The 20,892-nt window shown below is 68.7% G+C and carries 12 protein-coding genes and 1 pseudogene; 3 read left to right on the top strand and 10 right to left on the bottom strand.

The genetic code is table 11. The features are described 5' to 3' along the window. The 3 genes from AC0KS4_RS04020 to cysC are packed head-to-tail and all read right to left on the bottom strand — an operon-like array spanning position 1 to position 2,266. Entirely contained in the window at positions 1-318 is a 318-nt protein-coding gene (locus tag AC0KS4_RS04020) for a DUF6955 family protein (RefSeq protein ID WP_225329950.1), read from the bottom strand. Then, a complete protein-coding gene (gene sat, locus AC0KS4_RS04015) occupies positions 315-1,574 on the bottom strand; it encodes a sulfate adenylyltransferase (RefSeq protein WP_225329951.1) in 1,260 nt (419 codons plus the stop codon). The genes AC0KS4_RS04020 and sat overlap by 4 nt, the downstream gene beginning before the upstream one ends. Beyond that, entirely contained in the window at positions 1,571-2,266 is a 696-nt protein-coding gene (gene cysC, locus AC0KS4_RS04010; RefSeq protein ID WP_238958139.1) for an adenylyl-sulfate kinase, read from the bottom strand. The genes sat and cysC overlap by 4 nt, the downstream gene beginning before the upstream one ends. Positions 2,267-3,084: 818 nt before the next feature. Between cysC and AC0KS4_RS04005 the strand changes: the two genes are divergently transcribed. Then, positions 3,085-4,284 carry a PPE family protein gene (locus AC0KS4_RS04005; RefSeq protein WP_238958140.1) on the top strand — a complete coding sequence of 400 codons (1,200 nt, stop codon included), beginning with the start codon at positions 3,085-3,087 and terminating at the stop codon, positions 4,282-4,284. Positions 4,285-4,358: 74 nt separating this feature from the next. Then, entirely contained in the window at positions 4,359-5,519 is a 1,161-nt protein-coding gene (locus tag AC0KS4_RS04000; RefSeq protein WP_238958141.1) for a PPE family protein, read from the top strand. A 13-nt stretch (positions 5,520-5,532) separates the two neighbouring features. Here the strand turns inward: AC0KS4_RS04000 and pks2 are convergent, their stop codons facing one another. From pks2 to fdxA, 4 genes are all read right to left on the bottom strand, one after another. After that, positions 5,533-11,919: a sulfolipid-1 biosynthesis phthioceranic/hydroxyphthioceranic acid synthase gene (gene pks2, locus AC0KS4_RS03995; RefSeq protein ID WP_275254822.1), complete on the bottom strand. Its 6,387-nt coding sequence runs from the start codon at positions 11,917-11,919 to the stop codon at positions 5,533-5,535. A 251-nt stretch (positions 11,920-12,170) separates the two neighbouring features. Further along, positions 12,171-14,534: an APC family permease gene (locus AC0KS4_RS03990; protein ID WP_225329956.1), complete on the bottom strand. Its 2,364-nt coding sequence runs from the start codon at positions 14,532-14,534 to the stop codon at positions 12,171-12,173. 101 nt (positions 14,535-14,635) lie between these two features. Continuing rightward, positions 14,636-15,721, bottom strand: coding sequence for a succinyldiaminopimelate transaminase (gene dapC, locus AC0KS4_RS03985; RefSeq protein WP_225329961.1), 1,086 nt, complete (start codon positions 15,719-15,721; stop codon positions 14,636-14,638). 41 nt (positions 15,722-15,762) lie between these two features. Next, positions 15,763-16,089, bottom strand: a complete 327-nt coding sequence (fdxA, locus tag AC0KS4_RS03980; protein ID WP_238958142.1) for a ferredoxin — start codon at positions 16,087-16,089, stop codon at positions 15,763-15,765. 373 nt (positions 16,090-16,462) lie between these two features. Here fdxA and AC0KS4_RS03975 point away from each other — a divergent pair, with 373 nt between their 5' ends. After that, complete coding sequence (locus tag AC0KS4_RS03975; protein ID WP_008254522.1) at positions 16,463-16,795, top strand: hemophore-related protein; 333 nt, start codon at positions 16,463-16,465, stop codon at positions 16,793-16,795. 24 nt (positions 16,796-16,819) lie between these two features. Here AC0KS4_RS03975 and AC0KS4_RS03970 read toward each other — a convergent pair. The 3 genes and pseudogenes from AC0KS4_RS03970 to AC0KS4_RS03960 form a co-directional block, all read right to left on the bottom strand. Beyond that, positions 16,820-17,592, bottom strand: a pseudogene (locus tag AC0KS4_RS03970) (maleylpyruvate isomerase N-terminal domain-containing protein). Positions 17,593-17,630: 38 nt separating this feature from the next. Further along, complete coding sequence (locus AC0KS4_RS03965) at positions 17,631-20,273, bottom strand: bifunctional FO biosynthesis protein CofGH (protein ID WP_425326371.1); 2,643 nt, start codon at positions 20,271-20,273, stop codon at positions 17,631-17,633. A 117-nt stretch (positions 20,274-20,390) separates the two neighbouring features. Beyond that, on the bottom strand, positions 20,391-20,852 hold the full coding sequence (locus tag AC0KS4_RS03960) for a hypothetical protein (RefSeq protein ID WP_225329958.1): 462 nt from the start codon (positions 20,850-20,852) through the stop codon (positions 20,391-20,393). Between the last annotated feature and the right edge of the window lie 40 nt (positions 20,853-20,892).

Raw genomic sequence — 20,892 nt, 5'->3', positions numbered from 1 at the left:
TCAGGGCTTCGTCTCCTCGAGAAAACGGCCCATCACGTCGGGCCCGGTGGAATGCATGGCGATAGACAGCTCTAACAGCCTGTCCTTGGCATGCTTGGGCAGCAGCTCGATGGACCGGGTGGTGGCGGAATCATACTTGGACCCCGGATAGCGTTGCAGGACAATATTTTTCTGCTCTTCGGTGGTGTAGATCTCCAGCAGCTTCATTCCTGCGAAAGCCTCATTTGCCAGGTCGGCCATCCCGGCGTTCGCCAACGCTTCCAGCCGCTCCTCGTTGATCCAGACGTTGACCTTGATCTTTGTCTCGTCGCTGCTCACGAACCCTCCAATTGGTTGAGCGTGAAGACGGGCCGTCGGTCCCGCAAATACTCCTCGGTGACGAACGGCGAACCCTGACCATGCTCGGCGGCGCACTCCATCACGACCTCGAACACCTCATGCCGCATCACCTTCTGCGTCGGCTTGACTTCGTCGGTGAGGATGCTTCGTATCAGGCTGCCGCTGAAACTCTGCGCTTGTGCATCATGGCCGCACAGAGCAGAGTTGGTGACCTCCAAACACACCGGGCAATACCAGTTTTCCCGCAGGAACACCGGCTTGATGCCCAGCTGGCTCCGGTATTGCTTGAGGATGTTCTGGGAGTCGTACGGGTGGTAGAAGTCGCCCACGCCCGCGTGGTCGCGCCCGAACATGTGATGCGTGCAGCCCAGGTTCGTCCGCAGGATCGCGTGGAAGATCGCCTCGCGCGGCCCCGCATACCGCATGTCCCAGAGGGTGAAGGACACCATGTGCACGTTCTCACGGAAATACCCGCTGGTGCGTAGCACGTTCTGCGCCAACAGTATTGCCTCGTCGATGTAATCGCCCACGCGCTTCTGGCCGATGATGGCATTCACCAACACGCCGGTGTTCAGGTTGTCGACGGGCTGGTCCTCGTTCGCGGCCAGCCACGCTTGTTTCATCAACGCCTCGTGGCCGGTGTGCGGCACGTTCCTGGTCTGGTGGGCGACGACGCGCTGCCAGTGCCGCTCGGCCAGCGCGTCCTTGTGCTGCTTCGGGGTGAGCCAGAAACTTTTGAAGGGCTCGTTGAATACGGGTTCGTTGATCAGCGTGACATCCCCGCCGATGAACCGGTTCGCGTAACCCATTGTCTTCTTGACGCCAGGGTGTCGGGGATCGGTTGTGCCGTAGGTCTTTTCGGCCATGCGCTCGAGGTCGTATTCGTAGATCTCGGCGACGTCGAAGATGGCCATGGGGGCGCCGAGATAGTCGAGAACGACGCTGGCGCCTTCCTTGATGTCGAGCTTCGCAATGTCCTCGGCGGACATGTCGAAGACGATCGGGATGCTCCACAGCGTCCCGTCCGGCAGCGCGAAGTTGTCCAGGGTCCCGTCGACCTCGTGGCGGCCCATGAATCCGGTCAGCGGGGTGAAGAAACCGTAGGAAAGGCTGATCACCTCGTGCGCGGTGGCCTTCGAGATCGGCACATGCGGCAGCCCCTCGATCCGGCCCGCCGCATCGTCCGTGGACACCCGCTCCACGATCGGCTTCCCGTTGTGACCCGTGTAGCTCATGCCGTGACCTCGCTCCTGTCCCCGCCCTCGTGATCTCGATCCGGGGCCCGGATGACGCCGGTCCTCTCCAGGTGGGCGATCACCTCGTCGGCCAGCGTGTCCGCGTCCTTCGTTCCGCCCTCGAGGCGCAACTCCGGCCGCACCGGCGCCTCGTAGGGGTCGTCGATCCCGGTGAATCCCTTGATTTCCCCCGCCCGGGCTTTCTTGTAGAGGCCTTTGGGATCGCGCTGTTCGCAGATCTCGATCGGGGTGTCGATGAAGATCTCCTGAAAGTCGCCGTCGCCCAGCGTGGCCCGGATCGCGTCGCGATCACGCACGTAAGGGCTGATGAAGGCCGTCAAAGCGATGACGCCGGCCTCGCAGAACAGCTTCGCGACCGCGCCGATGCGGCGAATGTTCTCCTCCCGGTCCTGGGCCGAAAATCCCAGCCCGAACCGTTGGGCGAACTCGGGCCCGTGGCGCTCCTCGAGCAGCTCCGGCCCGGCGTTGAGCCCGTAGCGGACGTTGTCGCCGTCCAGGAGGTAGCTCCGGATGCCCCGCTCGTAGAGCTTTTGCTCGACGATGTTGGCGACCGTGCTCTTGCCGCTGCCGCTCAGGCCGGTGAACCAGATGACGCAGCCCTGGTGGCCATTGAGTTCCTCGCGCTCGCCGCGGCTGATCTTGTGTTCGTGCCAGGTGATGTTGTTCGACATGTCCAGGTCCTGTTCCAACGAAGTCGGTAGCGGCCGGCCATCGCGCCGGCTCGGCGGCGACCCTTGCGATACGCAGCTACGGCGCCGACGGCCGCGCACCTTCACCATCTTGCTTATCAAGCAAACCGGATTAGAACCAGCCTACAAGTAAAGATGGTCAACTTACGGGAGTTTTCCGGTCGCGGGGTTGACCAGCCATGTTCCCCGCAGCAGCCTCGTCAGCAAACGAGCGCGAGAGGCTCAGCGAAGTAGGCCATCCCGGTCTTTGCCGGGGCGCGACGGATGGCTTGTGTTTGCCATCCCGGCGGCCGGGGGACGCCGGCGTTGGTGTGCACGCATCGATACCACGCTCCGCTGGTGACGTCGGACTGTCGATCGTTTGTGCGCCAACCGATCATGGCCGCCGACGCCGGGCCGTCGGGTTTAACTCAAGCAGAGAAAAATTTGCCTCGCGCCGCCGCGGGCGCCCGTGCGGCAAGACGCGATGACGACCGGGCTCACCATAACCGCGCGTGAGGATCGATCCTCGGCGATCCCGGCGAACATGCCATAACTTCGCGGGCAAATTTGCAGCAGGCGAGGCGGCGCGGGGGCGGCCGTAAACACCAAGTTAATTTCATTTAACATTCCGATGATTAAGTCCCTTGACTCGCTCGCCATTGCCTGCTCGTCGACGCGCCCGGGCCGCAACGCACGAGGCCGTCGTCGCCCGCGACAGCGAGCGCGTACCGATCCAACGGTCCCGGGGTCACCGCCAGCCGGCCCTGCCGCCTCGTGGCGGTGCGTTCCCGGAGCCGACTGACGAAGAGGAAGTACGGATGCTCGATTTCGGGGCCCTGCCGCCAGAAATCAACTCGACCAGAATGTATGCCGGCCCCGGCTCGGCGCCGATGGTTGCCGCGGCGGCCGCCTGGGACGTACTGGCCAACGGGCTCGAGACCGCGTCGCGCGGGTACTCCGCGGTGATCGCCCAGCTGGAAGGCGAAAGCTGGACCGGCAGCGCCTCGGCCGCGATGGCCACCGCGGCCGCGCCGTACGTGGCATGGCTGGCGACGGCGGGGGCACAAGCGGAGGAGGCCGCAAGCCAGGCTCGGGCCGCGGCGGCCGCCTACGAGACCGCCTTCGGAGCGACGGTGCCGCCCGCGTTGGTCACGGCCAACCGCACCCTCCTGGCGCAACTGGTCGCGAGCAACATTCTGGGACAGAACACGGCGATGATCGGGGTGACCGAAGGCGCCTACGAACAGATGTGGGCCCAGGATGCCGCCGCCATGTACGGCTACGCCGCGTCGTCGTCGGGCGCGACATCGCTGACGCAGTTCCACGAGCCTCCGCGGACCACCGACGCCGACGGGCAGCCCGCGCAAGCCTCCGCGGTCGCCCAAGCCACGAATAACTCGGCCGCGTCGCAGTCCCACGCCGCACTGTCCCGGACGATGTCGAGCGTGCCCCAGAAGTTGCACAACCTCTCCGAAACACCACCGCCTGGCTCTACTGGTGGCGGCCCTTCGACAGGCTCCGCGCTCGACGCCGTCGATGATTTCAACACGCTGACGGCGCCGGTGAACCTCGGCGACGCCATGAGCCGCACCGTCACGTCGGCGGGCACCTTCGGCACCGGGGCCTTCCGCGCCAACCTGCAGGCGGCGGGCGAAGCCGCCAAGGCGGCCGTCGCCCCCGCCGCGACGGCGAGTCTCTCGACCGGCACCGTGGGTGTCGCCGGCCCGACCCTGGCGAGCACGGGCAGCGCGAGCGCGGTAGGCCGATTGTCGGTCCCGCAAAGCTGGGCGGCGACGAACCCGACGATCGCCACCGTCGCCGAGTCGCACTGGCTGTCGGACGCCGAGCTCGACGGTGGGCCGTCATGGCATGAAGGCCCGGCGACCAACATGTGGGGCGGCGCGCCGGCGGCGGGCGCGGGCGCCTCGTCGGCGCTCCTGTCGCGGCCCTCGGTCAACAACGTCTTGCGCGTGGCGCCACGCCAATTCAAGATGCCGCGTCCTTCCGCGGGCGGATAGCCACCAGTTCCACCCTTCAGTGCAGGCATGGACCTGCAGCGGCCGCGTGTGCGCTTGTTCAGAAAGGATCGCCGATGCTTGGTTTCGGGGCGCTGCCGCCCGAGATCAATTCGGCCAGAATGTATGCCGGGCCGGGTTCGGCCCCGCTGTCGGCTGCCGCCTCGGCGTGGGACGCGTTGGCGGCGCAACTGGAGTCCCACGCCGCGGGTTACTCCGCCACGCTTTCGGAGCTGCGCGGGCGCGCGTGGTCGGGCGAAGCGTCAGCGGCCATGGCGGCCGCGGTCGAACCGTATGTGGCGTGGGCGTTCACCACGGCGGCTGCGGCCGGGCAGGCCGCCGCGCAGGCTCGCGCCGCGGCGGCGGCCTACGAGGCGGCGTTCGCCGCGACGGTGCCGCCACACGTGGTCGGCGCCAACCGAGTTGCGCTCCTCACCCTGATCGCGACCAACTTCTTCGGACAGAACGCGCCGGCGATCGCGGCCACCGAGACCGCGTACGCCGAGATGTGGGCGCAGGATGCCACCGCCATGTACGGCTACGCCGCGTCGTCGTCGGCCGCCACCGCTTTCACGCCGTTCACCGAGCCGCCCCGCACCACCAATGCGCACGGCCAATCGGCCCAGGCCGCCGCGGTCAACGAAGCCGCGAGTGCCGCCGCGGGTCAGGCCCGGGGGGCGCTGGCCGCGGGTGTGTTCACGAACGCTGCCCCGGCCGCCCTTGGCGAGGCGCCGGCGTCCGGATCCGGTCTGTCCCTTATCGGTTCGGTCGGCGACTTCAACACGCTCATCACCACACCGGGACAGACGTTTCTGGCGGGCGCCCGCACATTGCTGGGGTGGGGGCAATTGGGGTACGGGCTCGACCTGTCCGATATCCAGGCCGCGAAGGCCGCGGAGGGCGGCGTGCCCATCGTGCCGGACATCCCGGCACCTGCGGCGCCGGCGGTCGCGGCCGTTCGCGGTCCCGTGTTGGGCGGTCTGGGCCGGGCGGCACTGGTGGGCGAGCTGTCCGTCCCGCAGGCCTGGACGGCCGCGAATCCCGCGTCCGCTGCCGCTGCGGTGTCGAATCCGCTGCTGCACAACGCATTCCGGGCAGCTCCGGCGTCCGCGGCGGACCCTTCCAGCGTCCCGGGGCCCATGCCCGCGGCGCGCACCGCGGGCCACGCCGCCGGTGTCCCGGTGTTGCGCAACGGACGTCGCATCTTCAAGATGCCGCGCCCGGCATACGGCGGGTAGCGACGCCGGTGGGTCAGGGTGCTGACGGCGCCGCTTCCACACCCGTCAGCTCGTCGCATAAGTGGTCCGCCAAGTCGCGGACGGTGGTGATCTTGGTGGGGCTGATGCGCACGCCCGTTTCGGTTTCGATGCGGGTCCGCAGTTCCAGGTTCCCCAGCGAGTCCAGGCCGTAGTCGGATAGCGGGCGATCCGGATCGATTGTGCGCCGCAGCAATAGGCTGATTTGACCGGATACCAGCCGCCGGATCGCCGACGGCCATTCCTCGCGCGGCAGGGCCTGCAGCTCGGCGAGGAACCTGCCCGTCTCCGGTTTGCCCTGCCCCATCGATCCGAACGCTTCGGCGAAGCGGCTGCGTTGCGCGAAGGACGTCAACCACGGCGTGCCCACGATCGGGGCGTAGCCGGAGTAGGGGCGGTCGTAGCGCAGCAGCGTCTCGAATGCGCGGAAACCCTCGGCCGGTGTGATCGCCATGCCGGCGCCTTCGGCCAGGGCCGTGGCGCGGCCGACCTCTGACCATGGCCCCCACGCGATCGCGGTGCTCGGCAGGCCCTGTGCGCGACGCCAATAAGCGAACGCGTCCAGCCAGCTGTTGGCCGCGGCGTAGGCGCCCTGCCCCGGCGAACCCACCAGCGCGGCGGCCGACGAAAAGGAGCAGAACCAATCCAGTGGCTCACCCATGGTGGCGTGGTGAAGGTTCCACGCGCCGTGCACCTTTGGGGCCCAGCACCGGTCGATGAGCTCATCGGTGACGTTCGCCAGCGTGGCGTCCTCGACGACGGCCGCTGCGTGCAGCACGCCGCGCACCGGTAGCCCGGTGGCCGTCGCGCACGCGACCAGCCGCTCGGCCGTCCGCGGTTCGGCGATGTCACCGCACTCCACGGCGATGTCGGCCCCCGCGGCGCGAAGGCGTTCGATCACTTGGCGCGCTTGCTCGTTGGGTTGCGAGCGGGAGTTGAGCACGATGCGCCCACAACCCGCTCCGCCACCACGCGAAGCCATCTCGCCGGCCAGGAACAGGCCCAGGCCGCCGATCCCGCCGGTGATGATGTAGGCGCCGTCGGCGCGGAACGGCCGGATCTTTTCCGGGGGCACCGCCGCCACGCTGCTGCCCGCGCGCGGCACGTCGAGCACCACCTTGCCGGTGTGCCCGGCGGCGGCGACCAGGCGCACCGCGGCGGCCGCGTCGTGGATCGGATAGTGCGTGCTGCGCGGCATCGACAATTCGCCCGCCGCGGTGCGTCCGTACACGGTGGTGAGCAAGCGCCGGACGGTGTGCGGGTGGCTGACGGTCAGCAGCGCCAGGTCGACGGCGAACAGCGAGAGGTTGCGGCGGAACGGAAAGAGCCCGAGACGGCTGTCGCCGTAGATGTCGCGCTTGCCCAGCTCGATGAAGCGCCCGCCCACGGCCAGCAGTTCGATGCCCGCGCGCTGCGCGGCGCCGGGCAGCGAGTTGAGCACCACGTCGACACCGTAGCCGTCGGTGTCACGGCGAATCTGGTCGGCGAATTCCGTGCTGCGCGAATCGTAGACGTGTTCGATGCCCATGTCGCGCAACAGTTCCCGGCGTTGCGGGCTGCCGGCGGTCGCGAAGATCTCACAACCCACGGCCCGGGCGATCGCGATGGCCGCCTGCCCGACGCCGCCGGTGCCAGAGTGAATCAGCACCTTGTCCGTCGGGGCGATGCGGGCCAAGTCGTGCAGGCCGTACCACGCGGTCGCCGACGCGGTCGGCACGGCGGCGGCGTCGTGCAACGGCACTTCGGGAGGCACGGTGACCGCGTGCCGCGCATCGGCGATGACGAACGTGCCCCAGCATCCGTTCCGCGACACCCCGCCGACGTGGTCGCCGACCTTGTGCTCGGTGACACCGGGCCCGACGGCGGTCACCACGCCGGCGAAGTCGCCGCCCAAACGCTGTTGATAACCCTCGAACGTCGGATAGCGCCCGAACGCGACGAGCACGTCGGCGAAGTTGATGGTGGACGAGGTGACCGCCACCTCGATCTCGCCGGGCCCGGGCGGAACCCGGTCGAACGCAATGAACTCCAGCGATTCCAGGTCACCGGGGGTCCGGATCTGCAGTCGCATGCCGTCACGCCCGTGGTCGACGACGGTGGTCCGCCGCTCGGCCGGACGCAGCGGACCGGGCCGCAGCCGCGCGGTGTACCAGTGGCCGTCGCGCCAGGCGGTCTCGTCTTCTTCCGAGCCGCTCTTCAGTTGCAGCGCAATTTTTTCCGGGTCGGTAGCGTCATCGACGTCGATAAGGGTGGCGCTCAGATGCGGATGCTCCGCGTCGATCACCCGCATCAGCCCGCGCAGGCCGCCCTGCGCCAGGTTCGGCACGTCGCCGGCGGTCACGCTCGCGGCGTCACGGGTCACCACGAACAACCGCGGCGATTCCCCGGGAAGCTCCGAGAGCTCACGGGCGATGGCCGCGAGGTGCGACACGCAGTCCCGCCCGCGCCGGCCCTGCGGGTCGTCCGGGCGGTCATCGGCGGCCGCGGTCACCACGACGACACCGGCCAGCCCCCTGAGGGACCCGTGGCCGTTGGCGCCGGCCTGGCCACCACCGGACAGCAGCGAACGCAACCGCGCGGTGTCCACCGATCCGACGGGCAGGGACACCGTCGTGCATTGCGCCCCATCGGAATTCAGGGCAGCGTCGAGTTGCACCGCCAACCGGTCGTGGCCGTCGGAGGCGCTGAGCACAAGCCAGGATCCCTGCCCGCTCTGCGCCGGCTCGGGAAGTTCGCGGGGCTCCCATTCGATGGTCAACAACCGCTCGTTGAGCAGCCGGTGGGCGTGTTCGCGTTCGGACGTTCCACCGGCCAGCCGTAGCCCCTCGACGGTCAGCAACACCGTTCCGGATTGGTCCAGCACGTCGACGTCGGCCTCGCACTCGCCGGGGCCCGAGGACGTGACCCGGGTGAGGCAGTATTGCGCGTTGCGCGTCGAGTGGTAGTTGCGCAGCCTGCGCACCCCCACCGGCAACAGCAGTCCTCCGTCGCCGGCCTTCTGCACCTCGGGCGCGACGATCACCGACTGGAAGCAGGCGTCGAGCAGAGCCGGGTGCGTGGAGTAGGCCGACTGCTGCGATCGGATCGCCCCCGGCAGCGCCACTTCCGCGAGCGCCGTCGCGGTGTCCGCGTCGCCGACCCGCACCGCGGACAGACCCGAAAACGCCGGGCCGTATTGAATACCCACGGCGTCGAAGGCCTTTCGCAGCTCGGCGCCCTCCATGCGCGACGGGTGGTCGGCGATCAGGGTTTCCAGGTCGTAGGCGGGCGGTGGGTGCGGCTCGGGTCCCGCGTCGTCGCCGGGAACGTGCAGGATCGCGCCCGCCCGGCGGAGGCGTTCGCCTTCCTCGTGCGTGTCCACCGTGAAGTCGAGCACCCCGGGCGCGATGACCGTGGCCGTCGACGAAACCTGCGTGTGCCCGCCCAGTAACAGCGTCTGCTCGAACGTGACGTCGCGGACCTCGGCGCGTTCACCGAGGGCGGCGGCGGCCGCCAGCGCCATTTCGCAGTAGGCGGCGCCGGGAAAGGCTGCGACTCCGTGGATTTGGTGGTCGGCGAGCCACGGGTGGGCGTCGGTGCCGACCTCCCCTTGCCAGACGTGGCGCTCGGGCTCCTCGCGCAGATGCACGTGCGCCCCGAGCAGCGGGTGCACGGCCTGAAGCGAGGCTCCGTGTGGCCGCTCCACCGTCTCGCGACTGAGCATCAACCGGCGATGGGTCCACGTCGGCAGCGGCGCGTCCACCAAACGCCCACTGGGGTATTGGACGGCGAAGTCCACCAGCGCGCCGGCGCTGTGCACGTCGGCGACGAAGCCGCGCAAGCCGATTGGCAGCTCTCCCCCGCGAGCGGGTGGTACCCCGGGCTCGCGTCGGCGCATGGCCGCGAGTGCGGCGATGGGCATGTCCAGGCTGGCGGCGTTCTGCTCGACGGCGTGGGTGAGCAGCGGATGCGGCGACAGCTCACCGAAGACGCGGAACCCGTCTTTAAGGGCGGCCTGCACGGCCGCCGCGAATCGCACGGTGTACCGCAGGTTTTCGGCCCAGTAGTCGGCGCCGAAAGACGGCCGTTCGCGGGGGTCCCACAAGGTGGCGGAGTAGTACGGAACCTCGGGCGCCGTCGGTTGCAGGTCAGCGAGGACCCCGGCCAACGCGTCGAGGATCGGCTCCACCTGCGGCGAATGTGAGGCGACGTCCACCGCCACCTCGCGTGCCATCACATCCTGTTCCTGCCAGGCCGCGACGAGGTCGCGGATTGCCTGGGCATCACCGCCGACGACCGTCGAGGTGGGCGAAGCGACCACGGAGAGCACGACGTCGGAGATTCCGCGGATGGACAGTTCCGAAAGCACCTGTTGGCCCGGCAGTTCCACCGATGCCATGGCGCCGCTCCCGGCGACCCGCGCCATCATCCGCGAGCGGCGGCAGATGACCTTGACGCCGTCGTCGAGCGACAACCCGCCGGCGACCACGGCCGCCGCGGATTCGCCGAGCGAATGGCCGATGACGGCGCCGGGGCGCACCCCGTAGGACCTCATCGCCTCGGCGAGCGCGACCTGCATCGCGAAGATCGTCGGCTGGATCTTGTCGATGCCGGTCACCGGCTCCGGTGCCGTCATGGCCTCGATGACCGAAAACCCCGATTCGCGGGCGATCAACGGCTCGATCTCGGCGATCGTCGCGGCGAACACCGGTTCGGTGGCCAACAGTTCGACGCCCATCTGCGGCCATTGCGAACCCTGCCCGGAGAACACCCACACCGGCCCGCGGTCGTCTTGTCCCACGGCCGGCTCATACGGAATGTCGCTCTCGGCGACCGCGCGCAGTCGCGCGCTCAACTCGTCAAAACTGTTCGCGGAGACCACCGTCCGCACCGGCCGATGCGCGCGGCGGCGCGACAGCGTGTAGCCCAGGTCCCACAGGGGGGCGCCGCTGTCGCCGTCGGGGACAGCACCGCGGCGCCCGTCGACCCAAGTCGCGAGCCGGGCGGCCGTGGCGCGCAGCTGCTCAGCCGACGTGGACGACAGGGGAAACAGCGCTGGCCCGGCGATCCCGGGTGCAGCAGGCCCGTCAGGTGCCCGCGCCGGGGCTTCTGCCGGTGCCTGCTCCACGATGGCGTGCACGTTGGTGCCGGACATCCCATACGACGACACCGCGGCGCGGCGCGGGTGATGGGCGTTGGCGGGCCACGGTGTATTGGATTGCGGCACAAAGAGTTCCGTCTTTATCCCGGCCATCTCATCGGGCAGGCGGGTGAAGTGCAGATTCTGCGGCACCACGCCGTGCTGCAGCGCGAGAATCGCCTTCATCAATCCCAGCGGCCCGGACGTCGACTGCAGGTGGCCGAAGTTGGTCTTCACCGACCCCAGCACACAGGGCCCCTCGGTCCCGTACACGGTCGCGAGGCTGGAGAATTCGATCGGATCGCCGACCGGGGTGCCGGTGCCGTGCGCCTCGACGTAGCCGATCGTGGTCGCCTCGACGCCCGCCACACCCAACGCCGTTCGGTAGACGGCGATCTGAGCCGTTTCGGAGGGCGCCGCGATGTTCACGGTGCGGCCGTCTTGGTTGGCAGCCGTGCCGCGCAGCACCGCCAGGATACGGTCGCCGTCGCGCTGCGCGGCGTCGAGCGGCTTGAGCAGCAGCATGACACAGCCCTCGCCGGACACGAAGCCGTCGGCCCGCACATCGAAGGCATGGCAGCGCCCCGTCGGGGACAACATGCCTTGCAGCGAACCGGAAACGGATTTCCGCGGTTCCAGGGTCACCACCACGCCACCGGCCAGGGCGAGGTCGCTCTCGCCGCTGCCGACACTGCCGCACGCTTGGTGGACGGCCATCAGCCCGGACGAGCACGCCGTGTCCACCGTGACCGCCGGGCCGTGCAACCCCAGCGTGTAGGCGATCCGTCCGGACGCGAAGCTGTTGCTGGTGCCGGTGAATCCGTACGGCCCTTCGGCGGCGCCGCAGTCGGCGGACAGGAGTTCGTAGTCGCCGTGCGTCAGGCCGACGAACACGCCGGTCAGCGTTTGGGCCAGGGACGCGGGGGCGAGGCCGGCGTGCTCGACGGCATCCCACGACGTTTCCAGCAGCAGGCGGTGTTGCGGGTCGACCGCGGTGGCCTCACGCTCGGTCATCCCGAAGAAATCGCAGTCGAAGCCCCCGACGTCGTCGAGGAACGCCCCCCACCGGGTCACCGAGCGGCCGGGCACGCCCGGCTCGGGGTCGTAGTACAGGTCCGCGTCCCACCGGTCGGCGGGAATCTCGCCCACGAAATCGTCACCGCGCAGCAACGCCTCCCAGAGGCGCTGCGGGGAATCGATCCCGCCGGGAAGTCGGCAGGCCATTCCGATGACGGCCACGGGTGTGGCGTTCGCGGCGCGCAATGTGCAGTCCCCTGTTCTCGCCGACCGCCCGTGAGCGGCGGCGCGCACCGTCTCTTCGCACGTGGTCGGGCGTAATTGTGCAGGCGTCAGTTTACCTACCGGACCCACGTCAGTTAGCGGGATTAAACAATTTCGTCCGCGCACCACAGACGCACCACGTCTGGCGGGTGCGCCGGGGCCGGGATGTCGAAATGCCCTGCCTTTCACGGTGTTTCACACCGCGCGCGCGTCACATGAGTCGGCGGGAGGCCCTAAGACTGGTCGGCTTGTTCCGTCGCCCCGGACTCGGCGTCCTTCGCCGGATCCTCGATGACCTGATATGCCGGATCGACCATCGACAGGGAACGATGGCCGACCTGGCGGGCTTTGCCGCTGATTCGCAAGAGCTGACCGGGCTGGATGTCCGCACCCCCGCGGCCGGGACGGAACGTCACGGTGAGCTCGCCGCTGCTGTCCCCCACGACGATCTGTCGTCGGGTTCGTCCGCGTTCGGCGACGTCTTCGACCTCGCTGACGCGTCCTTCGACGGTCGCGCGTTGCCCGGAGATCAGGCCGGCCACCATGATCACCGACGACGGCCGTTCGGGGTGTTCGTAGGCCTCCACCGACTGGTCCTCGTCCTGGGAGACCCAGGCCTGGATCTTGTCGATCTCCTGCCCGATGCGCTGTTCGAATGAGTCCGGGTAGGCCTCCCTGATCCGCGATTCCACGTCATAGGGAACGATCGTCGCCGCGGCGTCCGGGATGAGGCTGACGGCCCGGGCGACCTTGTCCGCGGTCCGGTCGTGCAACAGCCGCCCCAACAGCCGCGCGAACGTCCGGCGCGGCAGGAGGACCGTCACGTTGGTGTTCGGATGCTCGTCGCGCGCCTTGGCGACCAGCAGCTGCGCAGACCTGCTGATCCGCCGGTCGGGACAGTCCACGATCCGCAGCGGGGTGTCGAGACCGAAGTGGTCCCAACGATTTCGCAGTTGCGCGGCGTGGGCCGGGTCGACCATGAAGTGCACGGCGACCAGCTCGTCGGCCCGCAGGCCGCGGCCGTAACGCAAGGCTTCGATCACCGCCAGGTCGACCGAGTCGACGAACACCAGCACCTTGTGCCGCGCGTACTTCACCAATTCGGGGCGATCGGTGCGGAACATCTCGAGAATGGCTGCCTCGGCGCGGTATTCGCGGTTCAGCCGCGTCAGCACGAACACCAACAGCGGGAACACGACCACCACCAACCAGGCGCCCTCGGTGAACTTCGCCACCGCGAAGATGCCCACCACGATCGTCGAAAGGATCGCCGCGGACAGGTTGATCGCCAGCCGGCGCCGCCAGCCCGGTTCACGATGCGTCAGGTGGTGTTTGGTCATGCCGTAGCCGGCCATCGAGAATCCGGTGAACACGCCGATCGCGTAGAAGGGAACCAGCGCGTTGACCGAGCCGCCGGTCACCACCAGCAGGGCCACCGACAGCGCCGTCAGCGTGATGATCCCGTTCGAGAACACCAGGCGGTGACCGCGTTTCGTCAGCTGCCGCGGCAGGAAGCGGTCCTCGGCGACGAAGCTGGCCAAGGCCGGGAAGCCGTTGAAGCTGGTGTTCGCGCCGGTGAACAGGATGGCCGCCGTCGAGGCCTGGACCAGGACGTAGAACACGTCACCGAGCGTGCCGTTGCCGTAGACGGCGCGACCGATCTGCGACAACACCGACGGATATTCGGTCAGATACGGCGTGGCATGGGTGGCGTGGGCCAGGTAGGCGACACCGGCGAGCAGGAAGCCCAGAATGCAGGCCATCGCGGTGAGCACCCGGCGGGCGTTGCGGCCCTGGGGCTTTCGGAAGTAGTCGACCGTGTTGGAGATGGCCTCGACACCGGTCAGCGACGAGCCTCCGTTGGCGAAAGCACGCAACAACACCAGAATCGTTGCGCCCAGCACCAATCCGTTGCCCTGATGAACCGGCACGGTGCCGGCCGTGTGCGCCGGGTCGTAGACCGGCAAACCCCCGCCGATTGCGCGGACGACGCCGACCAGGATGGTCAGGCCGACCATGGCGATGAAGGAGTAGGTCGCCACCGCGAACGGCATTCCCGCTTCCCGCAATCCCCGCAGGTTCGCGTAGCAGATGATGAGCACCACGCCGACCGTGATCGCCAAGCTGTAGGGACCCAATGCGGGGATCGCCGACACCACCGCGACCGTCCCCGCCGCCGATTGCACCGCGACGGTCACCACGTAGTCGATCAGCAGCGCCGCGGCGGCGATCTGCGCGACGCGGGGGCCGAAGTTGTCGCGCGCGACGATGTAGGAGCCGCCGGCCCGGGTGTAGGCCATCACCACCTGCCGGTACGACGCGGCCACCAACACCAGGATGAACAGGATGACGCCGGTGATGGGAAGCAACAGCAGGAACGCCGCCAACCCGGCGTGCGGCAACAGTTCGATCAGGATCTGCTCGGGACCGTAGGCGACCGATGACACCGCATCAGGTGAAAGCGCCCCGAGCGCAACGCCATTGGACAACTTCTCGGCCGCGATGTCCTCGGTGATCAGCGGCTTACCGAGGAACACGCGCCTGGCGACGTCCCCGACCGAGAGCGGGATGCGCAGCTTGCCGGTCGAACTGGTCACAAGCACCGTCCTTACCCGAGGTTCAAGAACGTGAAACGCCTCCGAAGCATTGTGCACGTTCGGACCGCGTCGGGGGCGGCGCACAGCGTCACCGGGCGCAGTTAGGCGAGCCGGCGTACCGCCGCGTCGATCCGCTCATCGGTGGCCGTCAGCGCAACGCGCACGTGCTGTGCGCCGCGCGGGCCGTAGAAATCGCCGGGGGCCACCAGGACGCCGCGCTGCGCCAGCCAGGCGACGCTGTCGTGGCAGGGCTCGCCGCGGGTGACCCAGAGGTAAAGGCCGGCTTCGGAATAGTCGACGGTGAAGCCGGCCGCACGCAGGGCCGGCAACAGGGCGGCCCGGCGCCGCTCGTAGCGCTGCCGCTGTTGCAGCTCGTGGGCGTCGTCATCCAGGGCGGCCACCATGGCCGCCTGCACCGGCGTCGGCACCATCATCCCGGCGTGCTTGCGCACGGCGAGCAGCTCGGCGATGAGATCGGAATCGCCGGCGACGAAGCCGGCCCGATACCCGGCCAGCGACGAGCTCTTCGACAGGGAATGGATCGCGAGCAGCCCGGTGTGGTCGCCGTCGCAGACCGAGGGATGCAGGATCGACAGCGGCTGAGCGTCCCAGCCCAGTCCGAGGTAGCACTCGTCGGAGGCCACCAGACAGCCCCGGTCGCGGGCCCAACCGACCACTTTGCGCAGGTGGTCGACGCCCAGCACCCGCCCGGTCGGATTGCTCGGGGAGTTCAGGTAGTACAGCGTCGGCGATTGCGGGCCCAGCTGGGTCAGCGAATCCGCCCGCAGGACCCGCGCCCCGGCCAGCCGCGCCCCGACGTCATAGGTCGGGTAGGCCAGCTCGGGCACCACGATCGTGTCCGCGGAGCCCAGACCCAACAATGTCGGCAGCCACGCGATGAGCTCCTTGCTGCCGATCACCGGGAGCACGTCCGCCTCGGCCAGCCCGGTGACGCCGAAGCGGCGGGCCAGGGCGGCGACCGCCGCCTCGCGCAGCCGGGCGGTGCCCGCGGTCGCCGGATAGCCAGACGCCGAACCGGCCGCGGCCAGCGCGTCGGAGATTACCGGGGCCACCGGGTCGACCGGCGTGCCGACGGAGAGGTCGACGATCCCGTCGGGGTGGGCGCCGGCCCGCGCTTTCGCGTCGGCCAGCGTGTCCCAGGGGAATTCCGGCAGGGACGCCGACACGGCCGGCCGGCGCTTCTTGAGCTGGTGTGGCACCGGGCCGCTCAGTCGCCTTCGCCCTGCGGCGGCAGATCCTTGACCACCCGCGGGTCGTTCTCGGTCATGCCGACCTTGGCCGCGCCGCCGGGCGATCCCAGCTCGGCGAAGAAGTCGGCGTTGATCTGCGTGTACTGGCTCCACTGGTCCGGCACGTCGTCTTCGTAGTAGATCGCTTCGACGGGGCAGACCGGCTCGCATGCGCCGCAGTCCACACACTCGTCGGGGTGGATGTAGAGCATCCGGGCGCCTTCGTAAATGCAGTCGACCGGGCACTCCTCGATACAGGCCTTGTCCTTGATGTCGACACAGGGTTCGGCGATCGTGTACGTCACAGACGTCTCCTCCATGTACTACTCAACGTGGGCTGCGGTTCAGCTCGCACCGGCGCGTCCGTCCTCTTCCGGTGAAGCTTTCGGTTACTGATACTAGACGTTGCAGATACAGGTCAACCATTTGGCGCGCCTGTCGAAATACCGATTTAAGACTGACAGTCTCGGACCCCGCGCGCGGCCCCCCTTTCGCCGAGGGCGAACATGGCGCACAACGCGCTGACCTGCACAGAGTTACGGCCGGGCGGTAGGCTTCGATATCTGTTGCGTTGCCGGCACGCTCGCGGGGCCTGGTAATCTCAACCGAAGGACGGCAACCGCTGGGCAGATTTTTTCGCCGTAAGAGCGGTGCATTAACTGGGGAAGGTGTCCACACATGAGGGTGTCGTTGAGCAAATTGGGCGTTGCGGTTGGCAGCGCGGCAGTGGCGTTGACCGCCGCGGCCGGGATCGCATCCGCCGACCCCACGGACGCGATCATCAACACCACCTGCAACTACGGACAGGTGATTGCGGCGCTCAACGCGACCGACCCGGCAGCTGCCCAGCAGTTGAACTCGTCGCCGGTGGCGCAGTCCTACATCCGCAACTTCCTGGCCGCGCCGCCGCCCAAGCGCGAGCAGATGGCCCAGCAGATCCAGGCCATGCCGGCGGCGCAGAAGTACTACAACACCATCAACCAGGTCGCGGTCACCTGTAACAACTACTGAGCCGATCGCTTCGTACGAAGCGGTTCAGTAGCCGCCGAGCAGGCGGCGCACCCGTCCCAGGGTCTCCGGCCCGACGCGGCTGCGAATGCGTGACGGGTCGGCGGGCCTGCGCCCCCACAGGAGCAGCACGCGCGCGGCCGCGTCGGTGTCCAGGGTGGCCGGGCCGTCCGGCTCGGCGAATCCGATGGTGACCTGATCCGGATCGGCGGTCAGGACGACGTCGTCGGTGCCCTCGGCCCGCAGGCGAGCCTCGATGCGCTCACCTGGGTTCAGCAGCCTGGCCCCCTTCGCCAACAGCGGCTTGCCGACCGCGACGACGCTGTGCGTGGTCATCCATGGCTCGGCCAGCCGGGCCTGGGCGGCCGGTTCGTCGCCGGTGATGTCCCAGCTGTGCAGGACGAGCTCTTCGCGCATGTGCTCGGCGAACCACGGCACCTTCATGGTGCGGCCGGTCCAGGCGACGTCGGTGTCGGCGGGCGCTCCTTCGGCCGCCGCCGCGACGTCACCGAGGGTGGCCATCCGGTCTAGCAGCGCGTCCCACAGGTCCGCGTCGTTCAAGGCGCGCAGCGGACCCTCGCGCTCCTCGAACCCGCGGGTGGCCACCGGCTGACCGGCCAGGTGGCCGCCGAGCACTCGCGCGAGTTCTTCGGCGTTTCCAGGCCGAGGACGACCTACGAAAGCGAGTCGCGCACCGTCCAGGCCTCACACCAGGTGCCGGCGTCCGGGCCGTGCCGTTGCACGGCATCCACGAACGGCCGCCACTCCGGGAATCGGTCTTCGTCAACTCGTCGCGTCACGGCGTCGGGTATACCCGCCGCGCCTGACCGGCAAGCGGCTACGCGGCCAACGGCGTGTAGTCGGTGGTGCGCTGGCGCGCCGGTCGCCCGATGCCTTCGGCGATCGCGGTCAGTTCGGCCACCGTCTTGGCCGACCCGTATTCCGAGCCGGCCATCCGCGAGATGGTCTCCTCCATCAGCGTGCCGCCCAGGTCGTTGGCGCCGCCGTTGAGCATCACCTGCGTGCGCTCGACACCGAGCTTGACCCAGCTGGTCTGGATCTGGGAGATGCGGCCGTGCAACATGATTCGCGCCAGCGCGTGTACGGCCCGGTTGTCGCGGTGGGTGGGCCCGGGCCGGGCCGCGCCGGCCAGGTACAGCGGCGAGCTCTGGTGCACGAACGGCAACGGCACGAACTCGGTGAAACCGCCGGTGCGGTCCTGGATGTCGCGCAGCACGTTGAGGTGGCCGACCCAGTGCCGCGGGCTGTCCACGTGGCCGTACATCATGGTCGACGACGACCGCAGCCCCACCTCGTGCGCGGCGGTGACGATCTCGATCCACATCGAGGTCGGCAGCTTGCCCTTGGTCAGCACCCAGCGCACTTCGTCGTCGAGGATCTCGGCGGCGGTGCCGGGGATGGTGTCCAGGCCCGCTTCGCGCAAACTGGTGAGCCACTCGCGCACGCTCAACCCGCTCTTGGTCACCCCGTTGGCGATCTCCATCGGAGAGAACGCGTGCACGTGCATCGACGGCACCCGCGCCTTGACGGCGCGGACCAGGTCGGCGTAACCGGTGACGGGCAGCTCGGGGTCGATGCCGCCCTGCATGCACACCTCGGTGGCGCCTTCGACGTGCGCCTCCCAGGCGCGGTCGGCGACCTCGTCGGTGGACAGCGAATACGCGTCGGCGTCGCCCTTGCGCTGCGCGAACGCACAGAACCGGCACCCGGTGTAGCAGATGTTGGTGAAGTTGATGTTGCGGTTGACGACGAACGTCACGTCGTCACCGACCGTGTCACGGCGTAACGAATCCGCCAGTGCGGCAACGGCTTCCAGCGCGGGACCGTCGGCGGTGGCCAGTGACAGGTATTCGTTGTCGCTGCAGCCGGCGGGATCGCGTTCGGCGGAGCGCAGCGCGGCAAGCACGTCGGTGTCCAGGCGTTCTGGCGCGCTGGCGCCCTGCGCGGCGAGTTCGTGGACGTGCGCGCGGATCGATTCCCAGTCGCCGAAGGCGCTCTCGATGTCGCTGCGGGTTTCGGTGTTACGGCCCTCGCTGTCGATCGCGGCGTTGAGGTCGACCCGGCCCACCGAACCGACGTCGTCGGGCTCCTGCCACGGCAGCCCCACCGGGTTGACGTCGCGGGCCAGACCGGTGGCCGGATCGGCCAGCGCCTGCACATGTCCGGACACCCGCGGGTCGATCCAGGCCGCGCCCCCTTGCACGTATTTGGGCTGCGCGGTCAACCGCTGGACCAGCTCGTAACCGGCTTCGGCGGTGACGGCGGCCAATTCGTCCAGGGCCGGCCACGGCCGCTCCGGGTTGACGTGGTCGGGCGTCAGCGGCGAGACACCGCCCCAGTCGTCGACTCCGGCGCCGACCAGCGCCAGGCACTCCTCGCGCGAGACCAGGTTCGGCGGCGCCTGGATACGCATGCCGGGGCCGAGCACCAGCCGCGCCACCGCCACCGTCGCCAGGTAATCCTCGATGCCGGCGTCGGGAACCGCGGCCATGGCGGTGTGTTCCTTGGCCCGGAAATTCTGCACGATCACTTCTTGCACATGACCGAACTCCTTGTGCGACTTGCGAATCGCGTGCAAGGTGTCGGCGCGTTCTTCCAGTGTCTCGCCGATGCCGACCAGCAGCCCGGTGGTGAACGGAATCGACAGCCGTCCCGCGTCGGTCAACGCGCGCAACCGGACCGCCGGGTCTTTGTCCGGGCTGCCGTAGTGCGCAAGCCCTTTCGTTTCGAACAGCCGCCGCGAGGTCGTCTCGAGCATCATGCCCATCGACGGCGCCACCGGCTTGAGCCGCGCCATTTCCGACCAGCTCATCACACCGGGGTTCAAGTGCGGCAGCAACCCGGTTTCCTCGAGCACCCGGATCGCCATCGCCCGCACGTAGGACAGCGTCGAATCGTAGCCTCGTTGACCGAGCCACTCGCGCGCCCCCGGCCAGCGATCCTCGGGACGGTCCCCGAGCGTGAATAGTGCTTCCTTGCAACCAAGTTCGCCGCCACGGCGGGCGATGTCGAGTATCTCGTCGGGCTCGAGGTACATGCCGGCGCCCTCGGCGCGCAGCTTGCCCGGCACGGTGACGAACGTGCAGTAATGGCAGTTGTCGCGGCACAGGTGGGTGACCGGGATAAAGACCTTGCGGGAGTAGGTGATCGGCAGCCGGCCGCCGGGGCCGCGCCGTCCGGCCGACTCCAGGCCCGCGTCGCGCACCCGGGCCGCGCTGGCGCACAGGTCGGCCAGATCCGCGCCGCGCGCGGTCATCGCCACCGCGGCCTCGTCGATGTTCAGCGCAACGCCATCCCGCGCCCGCCGCAATACCCGTCGCAGCGCCGACGCGTCGGCCTTCGACGCACTGGCCTTCGCCGGAATCTGTGGATCAGGCAAAGCGGTAGGCTCCTCGCCCGGAGTCAACAGCACCTTGGTGTAACTTCCCCACGATCGAATTTCATCCGTGCGTCCCAACATGTGAAATCGTGGCACCCGCGGCGGGTCCCGTATGGGCAACAGTCAACAGTAGCGCCATGCCCGTGGGCACAAGCGGGCGACATCCCGGCCGAAACGATCGCTCGGCGCAGGCCAAGATCAGCCGCTGTGGCCGCGCCGCCACAGCACCCAGACCGGCGGCACCACCCCGAGCACCAGCAGCAGCAGGGCCGCGTAGGCCATCAGGCCGCGACCGCCCAGGATGACGTCGTCGGCCGGTCCGCCCAGGCTGATCACCGCCACCGTCAGCAGCCACGTCCACAGCGGCAGTGCCGCCACCCGGGGGGACCGGGCCCATCGCCCCGCGGCCCACACCAGGGCCGCGTTGACCAGCCCGGAAATCAATCCGCTGAGGGGAAACGGAACCGTCCCGATATAGAAAGGCAGCAGCAGGGCCCCGGCTAGTGCGGAAAGAACCCCATCGACCGCCAAGAGGGACAGGACAACGAAACGAATCGCGGGGTCTGTTGCGCCGCTGTCTTCAACGGAGGCGACGCGTGGCTGGATGTCGGTCAGGTCGGAACGCTGTCGATGTTGGAGAGTATCGAGCCGATAACCCACTGCAGGCTGTCGAGCCGGTCCTGCCAGTGCTGCTGATTAG

It is taken from the genome of Mycobacterium sp. NTMscope_MAC_12 (assembly GCF_976985675.1).
The sequence above is the reverse complement of the archived record's forward strand: the minus strand, read 5'-3'. Positions and strand labels throughout refer to the sequence as shown.

Bases quoted from the DNA above. Each gene is read 5' to 3' on its own strand.
- sat (WP_225329951.1), bottom strand. From the start codon at position 1,574: ATGAGCTACACGGGTCACAACGGGAAGCCGATCGTGGAGCGGGTGTCC.
- cysC (WP_238958139.1), bottom strand. From the start codon at position 2,266: ATGTCGAACAACATCACCTGGCACGAACACAAGATCAGCCGCGGCGAG.
- AC0KS4_RS04005 (WP_238958140.1), top strand. From the start codon at position 3,085: ATGCTCGATTTCGGGGCCCTGCCGCCAGAAATCAACTCGACCAGAATG.
- AC0KS4_RS04000 (WP_238958141.1), top strand. From the start codon at position 4,359: ATGCTTGGTTTCGGGGCGCTGCCGCCCGAGATCAATTCGGCCAGAATG.
- AC0KS4_RS03975 (WP_008254522.1), top strand. From the start codon at position 16,463: ATGAGGGTGTCGTTGAGCAAATTGGGCGTTGCGGTTGGCAGCGCGGCA.
- AC0KS4_RS03965 (WP_425326371.1), bottom strand. From the start codon at position 20,273: ATGTTGGGACGCACGGATGAAATTCGATCGTGGGGAAGTTACACCAAG.